Here is an 18,931-nt window from a genome sequence, read left to right as displayed (position 1 = left end):
CCGTCCAACTTGCCGGAGCCCGGGCGTCCGCGCATCTTGGCCGATGATGCGTCACCCGTCGCGCTTCTGACCGGTTTTGGTCATACGGACAGAAAAGCGGGCCTCAGGGACCGCCCCGCGCGGGGGCCCGGGCGATCATGGAGCGGTGCCGTCGGGCCGGCCGGCGGTGATCAGCGGGGCACGCCCCGCCGGCGGCCCGCCGCGTCCGGCCGGCGCCGCCCGCCCCGCGTCCCGCCGGCAGCCCCGCCCGCCCGCCGGGTCCGCTGGCGAAATCGCAGGTCGGAGCAATTGCCACGTCGATTGTCAGTGGCGGGTCGTACGGTGGATCCCATGCGGCCCGTATCAAAGATCGAACGCACGGTGGCACCTTTCGAGGTCGTCAGCCCGTACCAGCCCAGTGGTGACCAGCCGGCGGCCATCGCCGAGCTGGAGCAGCGCGTCCGCGGGGGTGAGAAGGACGTCGTCCTGCTGGGCGCGACCGGTACCGGCAAGTCGGCGACCACCGCGTGGATGATCGAGAAGCTGCAGCGCCCGACCCTCGTGATGGCGCCCAACAAGACCCTCGCGGCCCAGCTCGCCAACGAGTTCCGCGAGCTGCTGCCGAACAACGCCGTCGAGTACTTCGTCTCCTACTACGACTACTACCAGCCCGAGGCGTACGTCCCGCAGTCCGATACGTACATCGAGAAGGACTCCTCCATCAACGAGGAGGTCGAACGGCTGCGCCACTCCGCGACGAACTCCCTGCTCACCCGGCGTGACGTCGTCGTGGTCGCCTCGGTGTCCTGCATCTACGGCCTGGGCACGCCCCAGGAGTACGTCGACCGGATGGTGCCGCTCAAGGTCGGCGACGAGATCGACCGCGACCAGCTGCTGCGCCGCTTCGTCGACATCCAGTACAGCCGCAACGACCTGGCCTTCACCCGCGGCACGTTCCGGGTCCGCGGCGACACCATCGAGATCTTCCCGGTCTACGAGGAGCTGGCCGTCCGGATCGAGATGTTCGGCGACGAGATCGAGGCGCTCTCCACCCTCCACCCGCTCACCGGCGAGGTCATCAGCGACGACCAGCAGCTGTACATCTTCCCCGCCAGCCACTACATCGCCGGTCCCGAGCGCATGGAGCGGGCCATCGCCGGCATCGAGGCCGAGCTGGCCGACCGGCTCGCCACCCTGGAGAAGCAGGGCAAGCTGCTGGAGGCCCAGCGGCTGCGGATGCGCACGACGTACGACATCGAGATGATGCGCCAGATCGGCTCCTGCTCCGGCATCGAGAACTACTCCATGCACATGGACGGCCGCGAGCCCGGCTCGGCGCCCAACACCCTCATCGACTACTTCCCGGAGGACTTCCTCCTGGTCATCGACGAGTCGCACGTCACCGTCCCGCAGATCGGCGCCATGTACGAGGGCGACGCCTCCCGCAAGCGCACCCTCGTCGACCACGGCTTCCGGCTGCCGTCCGCCCTGGACAACCGGCCGCTGAAGTGGGAGGAGTTCCTGGACCGCATCGGGCAGACCGTCTACCTGTCCGCGACTCCGGGACCGTACGAGCTGGCCCGGAGCGACGGCTTCGTGGAGCAGATCATCCGCCCCACCGGCCTGGTCGACCCGGAGGTCGTGGTCAAGCCCACCGACGGGCAGATCGACGACCTGGTGCACGAGATCCGCACCCGCACCGAGAAGGACGAGCGCGTCCTGGTCACCACGCTCACCAAGAAGATGGCCGAGGACCTCACCGACTACTTCCTGGAACTCGGCATCCAGGTGCGCTACCTGCACAGCGACGTCGACACCCTGCGGCGCGTCGAGCTGCTGCGCGAGCTGCGCTCCGGCGAGTTCGACGTCCTGGTCGGCATCAACCTGCTGCGGGAGGGCCTCGACCTGCCCGAGGTGTCCCTGGTGGCCATCCTGGACGCCGACAAGGAGGGCTTCCTGCGCTCCGGGACCTCGCTGATCCAGACCATCGGCCGCGCCGCGCGCAACGTCTCCGGCCAGGTGCACATGTACGCCGACAAGGTCACCCCGGCGATGGAGAAGGCCATCGAGGAGACCAACCGCCGCCGGGAGAAGCAGCTGGCGTACAACAAGGAGCGCGGCATCGACCCGCAGCCGCTCCGCAAGAAGATCGGTGACATCGTCGCCACCATCGCCCGCGAGGAGATCGACACCCGGGAGCTGCTGGGCAGCGGCTACCGCAAGGCGGGCGACGCCAAGGACACCAAGGGCAAGGCCCCGGTCCCGGCGCTCGGCGCCAAGGCGGCGAAGGGCAAGGGCGCCAAGGCGGAGGCACCGCTGACGGACCGTCCGGCGGCCGAACTCGCCGAGCTCATCGAGGAGATGACGGAGCGGATGCGGGCCGCCGCGGCCGAGCTGCAGTTCGAGATCGCCGCCCGGCTGCGCGACGAGGTCGGCGAGCTCAAGAAGGAGCTGCGGCAGATGAGGGAGGCCGGCGTGAAGTAGGGGGGCCGGGCGGGTGGCGCACTCACCAAGGCGGGTGGCGCGCCCGCCCCGGTGTTGCAGAAACGCCACAAACACGGGCCCGTGACGCCCCGGGCCCGTCGTCGTGCGTAGGGTCGAAGCTGCCGCCGGAGACGTGGGCGGGACGGTACAGAGAGGGGACGGCGCGTGTCGGTCAATTTGTCCAAGGGACAGGGCATCAGCCTGCAGAAGTCCGACGGGGGGACGCTGACCGCGGTCCGGATGGGGCTCGGGTGGCGCTCGGCGCCGCGCCGCGGACTGTTCGGCCGGCGGACCAAGGAGATCGACCTCGACGCCTCGGCGGTGCTGTTCGCCGGCAAGCAGCCGATCGACGTCGTCTTCTTCCAGCACCTGGTCAGCGATGACGGCGCGGTCCGGCACACCGGTGACAACCTGGTCGGCGGCGCCGGCCAGGGCGGCGACGACGAGGCGATCCTGGTCGACCTGGCGCGGCTGCCGGTCCACATCGACCAGATCGTCTTCACCGTCAACTCCTTCACCGGGCAGACCTTCACCGAGGTGGAGGACGCCTTCTGCCGGCTGGTCGACGAGACCACCGGCCAGGAGCTGGCCCGCTACACCCTCACGGGCGGCGGCGACTACACCGCACAGGTCATGGCCAAGGTGCACCGCGTCGGCGACGGCTGGAAGATGACCGCCATCGGCGAGCCCTCCGTCGGCCGCACCTTCCAGGACCTGGTCCCGGCGATCGTCCCGCACCTGTAAACCGCCGCAGCACCACGGCAGCGCGCACCCGGGCCGCGCCGCCGTGCGCCCCGGGCAGCCGCCCGGGGCGGGCCCGGGACGAGTGACAACCAGGGGGAAGAACGATGACGGCCGAGCTGGTCCGGGGCCAGAACCATCCACTGGACCGGAGCCGGGTGGAGATCCGGATCGTGGCGGGCGTCCCCGTCGTGGCCGGGGTGACGCTCGGCGACGAGCAGGGCGGGCTGCCGGGCGCCGACGCCGTGGTCCACCCGGGTGCGCCCCGCCGGCCCGGCGTCGAGGTGCCCGGCCAGGCGGCCGCCGAGCACCGCATCACGGTGGACCTCGACGCGCTGCCCGCGGCCGTCCACCGCGTCAGCGTGCTGCTCGCGCTCGCCGCCCGGAGCGGCGCGCCGGCCACCTTCGGCGCGGCGCCCGCACCGTCCGTACGGCTCACCGCCGTCGACGGCACGGGCCTGGCCGGCTACACCCTCACCGGACTGACCGCCGAGACGGCCGTCGTCGCCGTCGAGCTGTACCGCCGACAGGGCGCCTGGAAGGTACGGGCGGTGGGCCAGGGATACGCCGACGGCCTGGCCGCGCTGCTGCACGACCAGGGGCTGGCCCGGGCGGCCGGACTCGCCGCCGAGATCGAGGCGGCGGCCGCACCGGCCCCGGCCCGAGAGGCCCCGACCCGAGAGGCACCCGCCCCCGTCGCCACGTCCGCGGCCGCCACCCCGGCCGCCGGCGGCCCCGTCGACTACCGCCACCCCGACCGCCGCAGCACACCCGCCCCCGGCCCCACGCCGCCCGCCACCGCCCCGTCCGGCGCCTCCTCCTCCGGTGCTCCCGCGGCGGACGGTCCTCCGCCACCCGTGGCCGGGGACGCCGCCGGATGGAGCATGGAGGAGCGGCTCTACAACCAGATCTGGGGCATGTTCGAGGACCTGGCCCGTTCGGTCGCGGCCTACCGCAGCGCCTCGGACTTCGCCGCGTCCCGTCTGGCGCAGGAGCTCGACGAGGTCCTCGCCGACCCGCGCAACCGCCTCGGCACGGCCGCCGACGTCGCCCGGGCCACCGCCCGCGACCGGCACGCCACCCTGCTGACCCGGGCCCGCGCCGCCCTCGACCGCGACCTGGCGCAGCTGACCGCCGAGTCGGAGGTCGTCGAGCCCGCCCTGCCGCCCGCGTTCGCCCGCTGGGACAACCCCGTATGGCAGGGCCACCACGTCCCCCTGGAGCGCCCGATGGCGCTGCGGCTGGGCGATCTGCACCTCCCCGAGGTGCTGGACCTGCGCATCCCCATGCTCGTCCGGCTCCCGTTGGAGCGCGGGCTGTGGATCGACAGCGGACCCGACTCCCTAGCCCGCGCCGCGGAGCCCGGACCGGAGCGCGAGTTCGGCCGGCGCGAGCTGGGCAGCGCGCTGACGGACGGCCCGCCGGACGCGGCGGAAGTACGACGGCTCGCCCTGGAGGCCGCCGTCGCGATCGCCGCCCGGCTGCTCGCCGTCCACCCCGCCGGGGAGTTCGCCGTGCAGGTCATCGATCCCGGCGGGGCGGCGGGGCAGGCGCTCGCGCCGCTCGTGGAGACCGGTGCCCTGCCGGGGCCTCCGGTGCCGGGTGCCCAGGGGGTGGCCACGGTCCTGGAGGGGCTGATCAGGCGGGTCGATCTGGTCCAGATGGCGGTGCGCAGCCGGGCCGCGGACGCGCTCCCGCCCGATCTGGACACCGCCGAACAGCTGCTGATCGTCCATGACTTCCCGCACGGCTTCGACGACCGCGCGGTGACCATGCTCCGCTATCTGGCCGACGAGGGCCCGGCGGCCGGGGTCCATCTGATGATGGTCGCCGACCGTGCCCAGTCCCGGGAGTTCGGCCCGGTGCTGGACCCGCTGTGGCGTTCGCTGCTGCGCCTCACCCCGGTGCCGGACGCCCACCTCGCCGATCCGTGGGTCGGCCACGCCTGGACGTACGAGCCGGCGCTCGCCCCGAAGGGCAGCCAGGTGGTGCGCCAGGTGCTGACCCGGCTCGCGGAGGCCCGCCGTGCCGCCGCCCGCACAGAACCCGCCGGGCCACCCCTGCCACCAACCCCCTGACCAGGACCTTTACCCATTCCTTTGCTAAATCTTGGTCGTCCTTTACTCTTCTTGGTGCGGAGGGGAGTACTCCCGATGCGGCGTACCCGTCATCACGGATCGTGAGTGTGACGAGATCCCGGGACGCCGGTCCCGTGCCCTTCGGGCGGCGCGGGGCGGAAGAGACCTCCGGCAGCGACGACGCTGTGAGTGCCGTACGACTCTGCCGGAGGAGCAGTGGACGTTTCCCTGACCCTGTGGGTGCTGACCATCCTTGGTCTCTGCGCCCTGATAGCCGCCGACTTCTTCATCGGCGGCCGCAAACCACACGAGGTCTCCCTCAAGGAGGCCGGCATCTGGACCGCCGTCTGGATCGCCCTCGCCGCGCTGTTCGGCCTCGGGCTGCTGGTCTTCGGCGGGACCGCACCGGCCGGTGAGTTCTTCGCCGGCTTCATCACCGAGAAGTCCCTGAGCGTCGACAACCTCTTCGTCTTCGTCCTGATCATGGGGAAGTTCGCGGTCCCGGCGATCTACCAGCAGCGGGTGCTGATGGTGGGCGTCCTGATCGCGCTGGTGCTGCGGGCCGGCTTCATCGGCGCGGGCGCCGCGATCATCGCCAACTTCTCCTGGGTCTTCTACCTCTTCGGTGCGTTCCTCATCTGGACGGCCTGGAAGCTCATCCAGGAGGCGCGGGCCGACGAGCAGGACGAGGAGTACGAGGAGAACCGCTTCCTGAAGATGGTCGAGCGGCGCTTCCCGTCCACCGACCGCTACCAGGGCACCAAGCTGTTCGTCGTCGAGAACGGCAAGCGGCTGATGACCCCGATGCTGATCGTCATGCTGGCGATCGGCACCACCGACGTCCTCTTCGCCCTGGACTCCATCCCGGCGATCTTCGGCCTCACCCAGGACCCGTACATCGTCTTCACCGCCAACGCCTTCGCCCTGATGGGCCTGCGGCAGCTGTACTTCCTCATCGGCGGACTGCTCAAGAAGCTGGTCCACCTCTCCTACGGCCTGTCGGTCATCCTCGGCTTCATCGGCGTGAAGCTCGTGCTGCACGCGCTCCACGAGTCCGGAGTGGCCGTACCGGAGATCAGCATTCCGGTCTCCCTGGGCGTCATCTGCGCCGTGCTGGTCGTCACCACGCTCACCAGCCTGCGCGCCTCCAAGAAGCAGTCGGCGGCCGAGGCGGCGGACGCCGAGGAGCGCATCGGGGCCTGAACCTCCGGAGACGGGCCGGCACCCGGCCCGTCTCCGCCCGACCCGATGACGGGTCGACTCGGCGCCGTCAGTCCCCTCGGTCCCGCTACCAGCCCCGCTCGCGCCACTGGGCCAGATGCGGGCGTTCCGCGCCCAGGGTGGTGTCGTTGCCGTGGCCCGGGTAGACCCAGGTCTCGTCGGGGAGTTCGCCGAAGAGCTTGCTCTCCACACCGTCGATCAGACTGCTGAACTTCTCGGCGTCGCCCCAGGTGTTGCCGACGCCGCCGGGGAACAGGCAGTCGCCGGTGAACAGGTGCGGGGGGCCGTGCGGGTCGTCGTAGACGAGCGCGATGCTGCCCGGGGTGTGGCCGACCAGATGGCGCGCCGTCAGGCTGACCCGGCCGACGGTGATCGTGTCGCCGTCGTCGACCAGGACGTCCGTGGGGACGGGGATGCCCTCGGCGTCGTAACGGCCCGCGTACGTCCGCGCGCCCGTCGCGCCGACCACCTCCCGCAGCGCACCCCAGTGGTCGCCGTGGCGGTGCGTGGTCACGACGGACGCCAGACCGCTCTCGCCGACCAGCGCCAGGATGGTGTGCGGATCCGCGGCGGCGTCGATCAGCAACTGCTCGTCGGTCGCCCGGCACCGCAGCACATAGGCGTTGTTGTCCATCGGACCGACCGCGACCTTCGAGATCATCAGGTCGGTCAGCTCGTGCACGTCGGCCGGTCCGCCGACCTTCACTGCTCCGCTGTAGGCCATGAAACCCACTTTAGAGCGGGGGGACGACAGGCAGTGCGGAGCCGTGACCGTCGAGTTCCGTGCCGTCACCGCGCCCGGTGAGCCACCCGACCAGGGCCGTCGCGGAGCCGCTCACCACCACGGGCGCGGCCTCCTCCCCCGCGCCGGTGGTCGCGCGTCCGGTGCGCCAGTGGCGGCCGTCGTCGGTGCGGATCTCCAGGGCGGGCAGGTCCGGATGCCCGGCGAACTTGATGGTGGTGAGGAACGCCAGCTCGCCGTCGATGAACGCGGGCGACAGCTGGTCCAGGGTGTGGCCCACGCCGAGGTCCAGGTGGTGCAGCTCCACCTCGGCCAGCCGGCGCAACGGCAGCCGGTCGGCGCGCTCCACGACCCCGTTGCGCATCTCCACCTCGAAGGCGCGGCGCGCCTCCGGCAGCGCGTCCACCGCCGCGTCGAACCGCGCGGCGCTCTCCTTGAGGTCCGTCAGATGCGCCTCCAGGGAACGGTCGGCGTCCCGCTCGATGTCGGCGTCCCGGGCCTCGGCACCGGCGTACATCGGCGTACGGACGTCCGTCCGGGCCCAGGTGAGGAGGTTGACCAGGGCGTCCGCGTTGCGTGCCAGATGGGCGAGGACGTGGCCGCGGGTCCATCCGGGGAGCAGCGAGGGTTCCCCGATCGCCGCGTCGTCGAGCTTGCCCAGCGAGATCAGGAGCCGGTCGGTGGCCTCACGAACGGCGGCCACATCGTGCGCGAAGTGGGGCGGGGTGACGGTCATGTTCCGAAGCTAGCGCCGCCCCGGCGAGTTCGGGAGTCGGCGGGCACCGATCGGGGCGTACGCGGGGCGGTACGGGCGGCGCGCGGCGGCCGTACGGGCCATGGGCGCGCCGCCCCTCCCAGTGGCCGGCCGCGTCAGCCCGTCAGGTCGGCGGGCGAGCCGAACCACTGCCGGAGCGCGGCCGCCGGCCCGTCCGGCGCACCCGTCGTCCCGCCCGCGTCGGCGTCGGCCCCGGGGACGTCCGCGGCCCAGGCGGTGCAGCCGTCCGGCCGCACCAGCAGGCCCGCCAGCCCGGGCCGCTGTGAGCAGCCGGTGGTCAGCAGCCGCACCCGTCCGCCATATCCGGCGGCGCACTTGCGCAGCTCCGCGTCATCGGCGAGATCGAGCAACAGCCCCTGTCCGTCCCGCAGATGGTCCCCGAGCCGGCTGCCGTCGGAGAGTTCCAGGTCGGGTGCGCTGCGGCCGGTGAGCGGATGGTCGCCGGGCAGGTCGTAGCGCTGCCAGACACCGGAGATCTTCTTGGCGAAGAAGGTGGTGGCGGTGACCGTGCCCGCCAGTTCGGCGACGATCCGGCGCAGTGCCCCCGCATGCGACTCGGGCCGCATCAGTGCCACCTGGGCACGGGTCCAGTCCAGTACCCAGGCGCCTATCGGGTGCCGCTCGGCCGTGTAGGTGTCGAGGAGCCCCTCGGGCGCCCAACCATGCACCGTCGCGGCCAGCTTCCAGCCGAGGTTCATCGCGTCGCCGATGCCCAGGTTCAGCCCCTGCCCGCCGAACGGCGAGTGGACGTGCGCCGCGTCACCGGCGAGCAGCACCCGTCCGGCCCGGTAGTCGGGCACCTGGCGGGCGTTGTCCGTGAACCGGGTCGCCGAGATCACCTTGTGGACCCGCACCTCGTCCACCCCGGAGACGCGGCGCAGCGACGCCTCCAACTCCTGGGCGGTGACCGGAGCTTCCCGGTCCGCGGGCGGCCCGTCGAATTCGACGGTGAGGAACCGGCCGGGCATCGGACCGTGCGCGTACGTGCCGTGCTCCGTCCAGTTCCAGCCGGCCCCCAGCGCCTCGGTACCGGTCATCTCCACCAGGGCCTGGCGGCCGGTGATCCCCGGGGCCGTACCGGGGAACGGGAATCCGGCGAGCCGGCGGACCGTGCTGCGGCCACCGTCGCACCCCACCAGCCAGCCGGTGCGCAGCGTGCCCTGCGAGGTGTGCACCCGCACCCCGTCGTCCCCGGCGTCGAAGCCGGTCAGCGTCACCCCGCGGCGCACCTCGACGCCCAACTCGGCGGCGCGCGCGGCGAGCAGCCGTTCCAGGGACTCCTGGGGGACCAGCCCGACGTCGGCGGCGGGCCCCGCGGCGTCGAAGTCCGGATCGGACTCGTCCAGCAGGTCGCCGCGCAGCATGATGCCCGCGAAGTGCCCGGCGAACTTGGGCGGTTGCTGCACCACGGAGGCGCCGGCGGCCTGCCGCTGGCTCAGGAACGCGCTGAACCTCCCGAGGGCGACGCGCTGCACCTCGGCCAGCTCCGGGAGCAGCCCGCGCCGGTAGAAGGCCTCGGCGCTGGGGGTGTTGATCGCCCCCGCCTTGATCGTCGTGTCCACCTCGGTCAGCCGCTCCAGGACGACGACCGGGACATCGGCCAGTGCCAGTTCGCAGGCGAGCATCAGCCCCACCGGGCCGCCCCCTGCCACGACTACGTCTGCGTCATAGGTCATGCGGCGAAGTGTAGCCACTAAAAAGTTTTTGCGACTCAAAATTGTCGGAGGGGGTGCCTAGGATTTCCGGCATGGTGGATGTGCAGCAGCGTGCGGACGCGCAGACCGGTCGGGACCCGAAGGGCGGGAGCGCGACGGGTGGCGGCGCGGCCGGTGCGGGTCGCCGGCCCGAAGCGGTCCGCGGCCGGCAGGCGGAGACCGGCTTCGGGGCGGAGGACGGGCGGCTGACGCTGCGCGAGCGCAAGAAGCTCCGCACCCGCCAGCGGATCTCCGGCGAGGCCACCCTGCTCTTCATCGAGCGCGGCTTCGACAACGTCACCGTCGCCGAGGTGGCCCGCGCCGCCGAGGTCTCCACGATGACCGTCTTCAACTACTTCCCGCGCAAGGAGGACCTCTTCCTCGACCGCATCCCCGAGGGTCAGGAGCTGATCGTCCGCGCCGTACGGGAGCGCGGCCCGGACGAGACGCCGCTGGCCGCGCTGCGCCGGCTCGTCCTCGACCTGCTCGCCGAGCGGCATCCGCTGTGCGGGGTGGGGGAGGGGTTCGAGTACTTCTGGCGTACGGTGCTGGACTCCCCGGCGCTGCGGGCCCGGGCCCGCGAGGCGGTCGAGGAGCTGGAGGGCACCCTCGCCGGACTGCTCGCCGAGGCCGCGGGCGGCGACGCCGGGCGGCCGGACCACTCCGCCCGGCTGGCCGCGGCGCTGATCGTCGCCGGGATCCGGACCGCGTACGCCGAGGCCGTGGGCCGTCAGCTCGCGGGGGAGCCGGTCGGCGAGGTGGCCGCGGAGCAGGCGGCGGTGCTGCGGCGTACCTTCGAGGCGCTGGAACGGGCGTTGCCGGCTTGACGGGCCGGCCGGGCCGTGCCCCGGGCGTTTCCGCAGCGTACGGGCGTGCGGCGGGTCGGGAAGGATGTGTGGCCGCCACACGTTCGGGTGAAGAGGGCTTCCGGCCCCCGTAAATCGAATGCGCGTGCTATAGGCTCGTGTGTGGCATCCCAAAGACAGTGCCGCTGCGGGCCCCATACCCTGGGGCGGGGGCCCCGCTCCGTTCCGCCGCCTCTGCTCATCATCGAGCGGCGGACGCAGAAGCCCGCGGCTCCCGCCCCTCTCCAAGAAAGGTGCCGACCGGCGTGGCCGACCGTCTCATCGTCCGTGGCGCTCGCGAGCACAACCTCCGCAACGTCTCGCTCGATCTCCCCCGCGACTCCCTCATCGTCTTCACGGGCCTCTCCGGTTCGGGCAAGTCCTCGCTCGCCTTCGACACGATCTTCGCCGAGGGGCAGCGGCGTTATGTCGAGTCGCTGTCCTCGTACGCCCGGCAGTTCCTCGGGCAGATGGACAAGCCCGACGTGGACTTCATCGAGGGCCTGTCCCCCGCGGTGTCGATCGACCAGAAGTCGACGTCGCGGAACCCGCGCTCGACGGTCGGCACGATCACCGAGGTCTACGACTACCTCCGGCTCCTCTTCGCCCGCATCGGCAAACCGCACTGCCCCGAGTGCGGCCGGCCGATCGCCCGGCAGTCGCCGCAGGCCATCGTCGACAAGGTGCTGGAGCTGCCCGAGGGCAGCCGCTTCCAGGTGCTCTCCCCGCTGGTGCGCCAGCGCAAGGGAGAGTTCGTCGACCTCTTCTCCGACCTCCAGACCAAGGGCTACAGCCGCGCCCGGGTCGACGGCGAGACCATCCAGCTCGCCGAGCCGCCCACGCTGAAGAAGCAGGAGAAGCACACCATCGAGGTGGTCGTCGACCGCCTCACGGTCAAGGAGAGCGCCAAGCGCCGGCTGACCGACTCCGTCGAGACCGCCCTCGGCCTCTCCGGCGGCATGGTCATCCTCGACTTCGTCGACCTCGACCCGGACGACCCCCAGCGCGAGCGGATGTACTCCGAGCATCTGTACTGCGCCTACGACGACCTCTCCTTCGAGGAGCTCGAACCCCGCTCCTTCTCCTTCAACTCGCCCTTCGGCGCCTGCCCCGAGTGCACCGGCATCGGGACGCGCATGGAGGTCGACCCCGAGCTGATCGTCCCCGACGAGGACCGCTCCCTCGACGAGGGCGCCATCCACCCCTGGTCCGGCGGACACACCAAGGAGTACTTCGGCCGCCTGGTCGGCGCGCTCGCCGACGCCCTCGGATTCCGTACGGACATCCCCTGGGCCGGGCTGCCGGCCCGCGCCAAGAAGGCGCTGCTGTACGGCCACAAGACCCAGATCGAGGTCCGCTACCGCAACCGCTACGGCCGCCAGCGGGCCTACACCACCCCCTTCGAGGGCGCGGTGCCGTTCGTCAAGCGCCGGCACTCCGAGGCCGAGAGCGACAGCAGTCGCGAGCGCTTCGAGGGCTATATGCGCGAGGTGCCCTGCCCGACCTGTGAGGGCACCCGGCTGAAGCCGATCGTGCTCGCCGTCACGGTCCAGGAGAAGTCGATCGCCGAGGTCGCGGCCATGTCGATCAGCGACTGCGCCGACTTCCTGCGGGGGATGACGCTCAACGCCCGTGAGAAGAAGATCGCCGAGCGGGTGCTCAAGGAGGTCAACGAACGGCTGAAGTTCCTGGTCGACGTCGGCCTGGACTACCTCTCGCTGAACCGCGCGGCCGGCACCCTCTCCGGCGGTGAGGCCCAGCGCATCCGGCTCGCCACCCAGATCGGCTCCGGCCTGGTCGGCGTGCTCTACGTCCTCGACGAGCCGTCCATCGGTCTGCACCAGCGTGACAACCACCGGCTGATCGAAACCCTGGTGCGGCTGCGCGACATGGGCAACACCCTGATCGTGGTGGAGCACGACGAGGACACCATCAAGGTCGCGGACTGGGTCGTGGACATCGGCCCCGGCGCGGGCGAGCACGGCGGCCGCGTGGTGCACAGCGGCCCCATGAAGCAGCTGCTGACCAACAAGGAGTCGATCACCGGTCAGTACCTGTCCGGCAAGAAGGCCATCGCGACCCCGGACATCCGCCGGCCCGCCGACCCCGCCCGCCGGCTGACGGTGCACGGCGCGAAGGAGAACAACCTCCGCGACATCGACGTCTCCTTCCCGCTCGGCGTGTTCACGGCCGTCACCGGTGTCTCCGGCTCCGGCAAGTCGACGCTGGTCAACGACATCCTCTACACCCACCTCGCGCGTGAGCTGAACGGCGCCAAGTCGGTACCGGGCCGGCACACCCGGGTCGCCGGGGACGACCTGGTGGACAAGGTCGTCCATGTCGACCAGTCCCCGATCGGCCGGACCCCGCGCTCCAACCCGGCCACCTACACCGGTGTCTTCGACCACGTCCGCAAGCTCTTCGCGGAGACGATGGAGGCCAAGGTCCGGGGCTATCTGCCGGGACGCTTCTCGTTCAACGTCAAGGGCGGCCGCTGCGAGAACTGCTCCGGCGACGGCACGATCAAGATCGAGATGAACTTCCTCCCGGACGTGTACGTGCCGTGCGAGGTCTGCCACGGCGCGCGCTACAACCGCGAGACGCTGGAGGTCCACTACAAGGGCAAGTCCATCGCCGAGGTGCTGGACATGCCCATCGAGGAGGCGCTGAGCTTCTTCGAGGCGGTCCCCACCATCGCCCGGCACCTCAAGACCCTCCACGAGGTCGGCCTCGGATACGTCCGCCTCGGGCAGTCCGCGCCGACGCTCTCGGGCGGTGAGGCGCAGCGCGTCAAGCTGGCCAGCGAGCTGCAGAAGCGCTCGACGGGCAGCACGGTCTACGTCCTCGACGAGCCGACCACCGGTCTGCACTTCGACGACATCAGCAAGCTGATCAACGTGCTGTCCGGGCTGGTCGACAAGGGCAACACGGTGATCGTCATCGAGCACAACCTCGATGTGATCAAGACGGCGGACTGGGTCGTCGACATGGGCCCCGAGGGCGGTAACGGCGGCGGCCTGGTCGTCGCCGAGGGCACGCCCGAGGAGATCGCCTCGGTCCCGGCCAGCCACACCGGCAAGTTCCTGCGGGAGATCCTCGGTGACCGGGTCAGCGACGCCGTGACGGTCGCGGCCGGCAACGGCGGGCGCTCGGCCGGCCCCGGCGCGGCGAAGACCCCACCCGCCAAGAAGCCGGCCGCCAAGAAGGCCGCGGCGAAGAAGACCGCGGCCACGGCGGCGAAGAAGACCGTCGCCAAGAAGACCGCCGCGAAGAAGACCGCGGCACGCACCCGCCGGTCCGCGTCCTGACGCCTCACCGGCCCGGCCAGGACCATCCGGTTCCCGGCCGGGCCGGTGCGGACCGCGAACGCTCAAACGACCGCTGAACCGACCGCTGAAACGACGCTGGACCGACCGCTGGACCGCTGGCTATGCCGCCAGTTCCGTCGCGTACGGCGGCTCCGCGCCCGCTCGGGAGCAGGTGATGGCGGCCGCGCGGGCGGCGAAGCGGAGGATGTCCTCCCAGTCCTTGTCCCCGAGGGCGGCGAGCGCGGCGTACGAGAGCGCGTCATGGGCGTCGAGCCGGTGCAGCAGCGCCGCGTTGACGGTGTCGCCGGCGCCGATGGTGTCGACGACGGTGACGCGCTCACCGGGGACGGTGAGTTCGCGGCCGTCCCGGGTCAGCACCGTCAGCCCCGCGCCGCCATGGGTGAGCACGATCGCCCCGGGCCCCGCGGCCAGCCACTCCCGGGCCGCCGCGAGGACCGCCGACCGGCCGCCGTCCGTACCGGTCTGCGTCGCGTCCCCGCCCGCACCGGAGCCCGGCCCGCCGTCCGCAGCGGCGTCCCGCCCCGCCAGCCACAGTGCGTCCTCCTCCGACAGCTTCAGCAGGGCGACATGCGGCAGCCAGGAGCGGAAGCGGGCGCGATAGGCGTCCGGGTCGGGGATCAGGCCCGGACGGACATTGGGGTCGAGGGCGGTGAAGACGCCGCGCGCGGCCTCGCGCCGCAGCAGGGACTCGTAGGCGCTCGCCCCCGGTTCCAGCACCAGCGAGCAGGTGCCCAGCGAGAGCGCGCGGACCGCGGCGGGCAGCTCCGGCGGCAGGGTGAAGAGCCGGTCGGCGGTGCCGTCGGCGTAGAAGCCGTAGCCCGCCGAGCCGTCCGGGCTGATGTCCGCCACCGCGAGAGTGGTGGGCTCGGCGCCGCGCTGCACCAGCGAGGTGTCCACCCCGCCGCTGCGCAGCCCGTTCAGCAGGGCCTCACCGAAGCTGTCGGTCGAGACCCGGGAGCAGAACGCGGTGGGCGAGCCCAGCCGCCCCAGGGCGACCGCGGTGTTGTACGGGCCACCGCCGCGCCGCGGCAGCAGTGCGGGCAACTGGCCGTCCAGACAAGGGCCTTGAGAGCTGGGGACGAGGTCGATGAGCGCCTCGCCGGCGACGACGATCACGAGCTGGGGTTCCTTTCCTGGGCGGCCTGGGCAGCGGCCGGAACGGCCGGGCGGGCGGCCTGTTCGGCCTGGTGAGCAGCCTGTTCGGCCGGGGCAGTGGTCCGGTCGGCCGGGGTAGCGGCCGGACAGGGTGCGGTCGTCGGGCCGGGTGCGGTCGCCGGGCCGGTTTCCGGGCAGCCGCACGACGTACGGTGCACGAAGGTGCAGGGCAGACGGACGGTGCGCGGCGGCCGGCCGGGCTCCGCCAGCCGCTCCAGCAGCAGCCGGACCGCGCTGGCCCCGATCTCCTTGCTGGGCTGGGCGATCGCGGTCAGCCGGGGGCTGAAGAGGTCGGCCCAGGAGAAGTCGTCGAAGCAGGCCAGCGCGATGTCGCGGGGCACGTCGAGGCCCAGGTCGCGCAGCGCACGGAGGGCGCCGATGGTCATCGCGTTGTTGGCGGTGATCAGCGCGGTGGGCGGTGCGGGCGCGGCGAGCAGCTGCCGGGTGGCGTCCTCGGCGCCCTCCGCCTCGGAGTTGCCGCCGGCCAGGAGTTCGGGCGAGAAGGGAAGGCCGCGCGAGCGCAGGCCCTCGCGGTAGCCCTGGACGCGCTCGGTGGTCGTGCTCAGCCCCGGCAGCCCGGCCACCAGGCCGATCCGGGTGTGCCCCACGTCGGCGAGGTGCTCGACGAGCTGCCGCACCGGGCCGGTGCTCTCCGCGCACACCTGGTCGTGTTCCTCACCGACCAGCCGGTCCAGGAAGACGGTGGGCACCGCGCGCCGGGCCAGATAGGCGGCCATCTCCGCGGGCTCCGCGGACGGCGCGACGATCATGCCGTCCACCCGGCGTTCGTGCAGCAGCTGGACGACCTTGCGCTCGTGCTGCGGATCGTCGTGCGGATCGGCGATCAGCAGGCTGTAGCCGGCCTCCAGCGCACCGGCCTCGACGCCCTGGAGGATCTCGGTGAAGTACGGATTGCTGATCGCCGAGACCGCCAGGCCGATCGACCGGGTGCGGGCGGTCACCAGCGAGCGGGCCAGGGTGTTGTGGGTGTAACCGAGCTCCTCGATGGCGCCGAGCACCGCCGCCCGGGTGCCCGGGCGCACCGGCCGGGTCCCGTTCAGCACATGCGAAACCGTGGCGACGGAGACCCCCGCCCGCCGTGCCACATCCACCATCGTCGTCATCCGGCTCGTCCTCCCCGCGAGTACGGCGCCAGGGCGGCGCCCACGGCCGCGTCCGTACGGTGGCCTCGTCCCGCGAGTCCCTCACCCTACGAGCATCGCCCCCAAACGTAAACGCTTGCGTAAGCGTTTACGTGCCGTGGCACTGGCCCTCTCGCAGCGGCTGCGGCCGGAGAGCGGCCGGAGAGCGGCCGGAGAGCGGCGGGAGAGCGACCGGAGAACGGCGGGAGAGCGACCGCGGACCAGCCGGCGACCAAGAGCCGCAGCCCGGAGGAGCGGGAGAGGAGTGGGAGAGGAGCGGGAGAGGAGTGGGAGGAGACCGGGCAGGAGCTGCCGCTGGGCCGTCCGGCCCGGCCGGAAGCGGAGGAAGCCGTGCCGGTATCGTCGGGATCCGTCCGCCTCTGAACCGTGTGAACGTGTGATCCCTGGAGCCGTCATGAGCCAGCCCCCCGCCCGCCGGACCGTACTTCGGGGTGCCGCGCTCGCCGGGGCCGCCGGCTTCGGGCTGGCGGCCTGCACGCCCAACAGCTCGGACGACTCGGCGATCCCCGACAAGCCCGTGGAGCTGGGGCCCGCCGCCGACGTCCCGGTCGGCGGCGCCAAGCTCTACCGCGAGGACCGGCTCGTCGTCTCCCAGCCCGCCAAGGGCACGTACAAGTGCTTCAGCGCGAAGTGCACCCACGCCGGCTGCATCCTGTCCGACGTCGAGAAGAAGGAGGGCAGCTGCCCCTGCCACGGCAGCCGCTTCGACGTCACCACCGGCAAGGTCGTCCAGGGCCCGGCGTCCGAGCCGCTGCCCGAGGTCCCGGTCAGGGCCGAGCACGGCAAGCTGATCGCGGGCCCGAGCACGGCGAGCTGAGGCCGCCCCCCGGCCCCGATGCTGCCTTTATCCCCACTCCCACCCGATGCTGCTCTTATCCCCCATCCCACCCGATGCTGCTCTTATCCCCAATCCCACCCGATCCCCAGTATTCCGGGCCGCACCCCCTGCTCGACGAGGTGGACGGCGTGGTACCGGCCGCTGAGCGTCAGCTCCTGCTGGGCACTGCGCGGGGCGCCCGCCGAGGCCTGGGCGAAGCGGCGGCAGCGCACCGGCAGCGCCGCCTCGTCGAACCGCACCTGCAGCACGTACTGGCAGCCGGCGAAGCTGAAACCGCGCAGGTACTCGGTGCTGGGACCGCCGCTGCCGTCCTCGAAGACGTAGCCGAAGACATGGGTGTCGCCGGCCCGCAGCCGGGTGTCGAAGAGCAGCTCGGCGACCACCACACCGGCCTCGGGGTGCCCGCGCACCCGGCCCAGCCGGCAGTTCTCCCCGGCGTGCACCCGCACCCGGGTGGGTTCGCAGCCCGCCTCGCCGCGGTGAATGGCGACATAGCGGTCCACGCCGTCCCGGTGGGCCCGGACCACCTGGTGGGACTCCCGCTCGACCAGCTGGCGCTGCGGCCCGATGCGGACCCGTTCGTGGTGGCCGACGGTGTGCAGCCCGCCGTCCGCGGGCGCCTCCAGCTCGGCGAACAGCCGCTGCAACGCGTCGGCGGGCGCCACCAGCGAGCGGTACGTGCGGGCCACCGGCCGCTCGGCCTCCCGGTGGGCACCGCCCTGTGGCACCAGCAGCCGGTGCAGGGACTGCGCGGGCAGCTCCAGGACCTCCTCCAGGGCGCGGACCGCCCGCAGCGATTCGGGCCGCTGCGGCCGCCGGGCGCCCTGCTGCCAGTAGCTCAGGCTGGTCACCCCGATGGTGATGCCGCGCTGGGCGAGCTTGTGCTGGACCCGGGTGAGGGCCAGCCCCCGGGCGGTGAGCGCGGAGCGCAGGGCGAGATGGAACGGACCGGTCCGCAGGAGCTGGGCCAGCTCGGCCGACTGGGGAGTGTTCTGTGCCATGTCCTCTTCCTCCGGCGCGCGGGTGAACGTTCACATCCGGATTGCGCGCCGCGTGCTCTCCGTGCCTGTTCACTGCAGTACGCCGGGCACCGGTCGTTCACATCCGGGCCCGTCCGTCCACACCCCCATGTCATCCCGCATTGAAGCGTGTTGACCTGCCTGCGACAACACCCGATGCTCCATCGCAAGCATCCGGATGCGCTCCTCTCCCCCTCACCCCCCATCGGGAGGAACGCCATGCCACGTGCACCCCTGTCCCGCCGGAGATGGCTGTCGGCCGCGGCGCTCACCGCCGCCGTACTGACCGCCTCCTCCACCGCGACCACCGCGGCGGCCACCCCGCCCGCCCGTCCGTCGCACCCCGCCGCCGCGGCCGCCACCGCGGCCGCCCCCGCGCGCCCCCTGACCGCCAACCGCCTCAACATCTCCATGCAGGCCCAGGAGAAGACCAACTGGTGCTGGGCCGGCTCCGGCAACACCATCGCCACCTGGTACGGCAGGAACTACAGCCAGAACCAGTTCTGCAACGCCGCCTTCGACCGGCAGCAGGGCACCACCTGCCCCAACAACCAGGCCACCCTCGGCAACGTGCAGAACGCATTCGACTGGATGGGCATCAACTCCGGCTCCTACGTGACCGGTTGGCTCCGCTACAGCACCGTCCAGAACGAGATCAACGCCAACCGGCCCATCGAGACCCGCATCCAGTGGTCCTCCGGCGGCGGCCACATGCACGTCGTCTACGGCTACGACACCGACAACAACTGGATCTACTGGGGCGATCCCTGGCCCTCCAACTACCGTTACAACTGGGGGGATTTCGACTACTACGTCAACGGCAGCTCCTTCTCCTGGACGCACTCCCTCTACCGGATAGGAGCCTGAG

General features: G+C 72.0%; 14 protein-coding genes. 8 read left to right on the top strand and 6 right to left on the bottom strand.

Annotated features, from left to right (window positions below; genetic code table 11):
- Positions 1-330: 330 nt before the first annotated feature.
- The 4 genes from uvrB (at position 331) to ACGF4C_RS05815 (ending at position 6,485) form a co-directional block, all read left to right on the top strand.
- A complete protein-coding gene (gene uvrB, locus ACGF4C_RS05830; RefSeq protein WP_393563596.1) occupies positions 331-2,463 on the top strand; it encodes an excinuclease ABC subunit UvrB in 2,133 nt (710 codons plus the stop codon).
- A gap of 165 nt (positions 2,464-2,628) precedes the next feature.
- Entirely contained in the window at positions 2,629-3,207 is a 579-nt protein-coding gene (locus ACGF4C_RS05825; RefSeq protein WP_393563594.1) for a TerD family protein, read from the top strand.
- 104 nt (positions 3,208-3,311) lie between these two features.
- Entirely contained in the window at positions 3,312-5,282 is a 1,971-nt protein-coding gene (locus ACGF4C_RS05820; RefSeq protein WP_393563592.1) for a TerD family protein, read from the top strand.
- Positions 5,283-5,498: 216 nt separating this feature from the next.
- Positions 5,499-6,485 carry a TerC family protein gene (locus ACGF4C_RS05815; protein ID WP_393563590.1) on the top strand — a complete coding sequence of 329 codons (987 nt, stop codon included), beginning with the start codon at positions 5,499-5,501 and terminating at the stop codon, positions 6,483-6,485.
- A gap of 85 nt (positions 6,486-6,570) precedes the next feature.
- Here the strand turns inward: ACGF4C_RS05815 and ACGF4C_RS05810 are convergent, their stop codons facing one another.
- The 3 genes from ACGF4C_RS05810 to ACGF4C_RS05800 all read right to left on the bottom strand — a co-directional run bounded on the left by ACGF4C_RS05810 (position 6,571) and on the right by ACGF4C_RS05800 (position 9,696).
- The gene (locus ACGF4C_RS05810; RefSeq protein WP_393563588.1) at positions 6,571-7,227 is read right to left on the bottom strand and encodes an MBL fold metallo-hydrolase; all 657 of its coding nucleotides are present in this window, start codon (positions 7,225-7,227) and stop codon (positions 6,571-6,573) included.
- 10 nt (positions 7,228-7,237) lie between these two features.
- Entirely contained in the window at positions 7,238-7,981 is a 744-nt protein-coding gene (locus tag ACGF4C_RS05805; RefSeq protein ID WP_393563586.1) for a maleylpyruvate isomerase family mycothiol-dependent enzyme, read from the bottom strand.
- Between the two features lie 134 nt (positions 7,982-8,115).
- A complete protein-coding gene (locus ACGF4C_RS05800; protein WP_393563584.1) occupies positions 8,116-9,696 on the bottom strand; it encodes an FAD-dependent oxidoreductase in 1,581 nt (526 codons plus the stop codon).
- Positions 9,697-9,767: 71 nt separating this feature from the next.
- Here ACGF4C_RS05800 and ACGF4C_RS05795 point away from each other — a divergent pair, with 71 nt between their 5' ends.
- Positions 9,768-10,541, top strand: coding sequence for a TetR/AcrR family transcriptional regulator (locus ACGF4C_RS05795; RefSeq protein ID WP_393563582.1), 774 nt, complete (start codon positions 9,768-9,770; stop codon positions 10,539-10,541).
- Positions 10,542-10,825: 284 nt separating this feature from the next.
- Positions 10,826-13,867, top strand: coding sequence for an excinuclease ABC subunit UvrA (gene uvrA, locus ACGF4C_RS05790; protein ID WP_393563580.1), 3,042 nt, complete (start codon positions 10,826-10,828; stop codon positions 13,865-13,867).
- A 120-nt stretch (positions 13,868-13,987) separates the two neighbouring features.
- Here uvrA and ACGF4C_RS05785 read toward each other — a convergent pair whose 3' ends face one another.
- Together ACGF4C_RS05785 and ACGF4C_RS05780 are read right to left on the bottom strand one after the other, a co-directional pair.
- Positions 13,988-15,004 carry a carbohydrate kinase gene (locus ACGF4C_RS05785; RefSeq protein WP_393563578.1) on the bottom strand — a complete coding sequence of 339 codons (1,017 nt, stop codon included), beginning with the start codon at positions 15,002-15,004 and terminating at the stop codon, positions 13,988-13,990.
- Positions 15,001-16,167 carry a LacI family DNA-binding transcriptional regulator gene (locus ACGF4C_RS05780; protein WP_393563576.1) on the bottom strand — a complete coding sequence of 389 codons (1,167 nt, stop codon included), beginning with the start codon at positions 16,165-16,167 and terminating at the stop codon, positions 15,001-15,003. The genes ACGF4C_RS05785 and ACGF4C_RS05780 overlap by 4 nt, the downstream gene beginning before the upstream one ends.
- Positions 16,168-16,600: 433 nt before the next feature.
- Here ACGF4C_RS05780 and ACGF4C_RS05775 point away from each other — a divergent pair, with 433 nt between their 5' ends.
- Positions 16,601-17,023, top strand: a complete 423-nt coding sequence (locus ACGF4C_RS05775) for a Rieske (2Fe-2S) protein (RefSeq protein WP_393563574.1) — start codon at positions 16,601-16,603, stop codon at positions 17,021-17,023.
- 83 nt (positions 17,024-17,106) lie between these two features.
- Here the strand turns inward: ACGF4C_RS05775 and ACGF4C_RS05770 are convergent, their stop codons facing one another.
- Complete coding sequence (locus ACGF4C_RS05770) at positions 17,107-18,045, bottom strand: hypothetical protein (RefSeq protein WP_393563572.1); 939 nt, start codon at positions 18,043-18,045, stop codon at positions 17,107-17,109.
- Between the two features lie 237 nt (positions 18,046-18,282).
- Between ACGF4C_RS05770 and ACGF4C_RS05765 the strand changes: the two genes are divergently transcribed.
- Positions 18,283-18,930, top strand: coding sequence for a papain-like cysteine protease family protein (locus ACGF4C_RS05765; protein ID WP_393563570.1), 648 nt, complete (start codon positions 18,283-18,285; stop codon positions 18,928-18,930).
- The last annotated feature ends 1 nt before the right edge of the window (position 18,931 follow it).

The sequence above is a fragment of the Streptomyces sp. NPDC048197 genome (assembly GCF_043202395.1).
Lineage (GTDB): Bacteria > Actinomycetota > Actinomycetes > Streptomycetales > Streptomycetaceae > Streptomyces > Streptomyces siderophoricus.
This window is presented reverse-complemented; position numbering and strand designations above follow the sequence as displayed.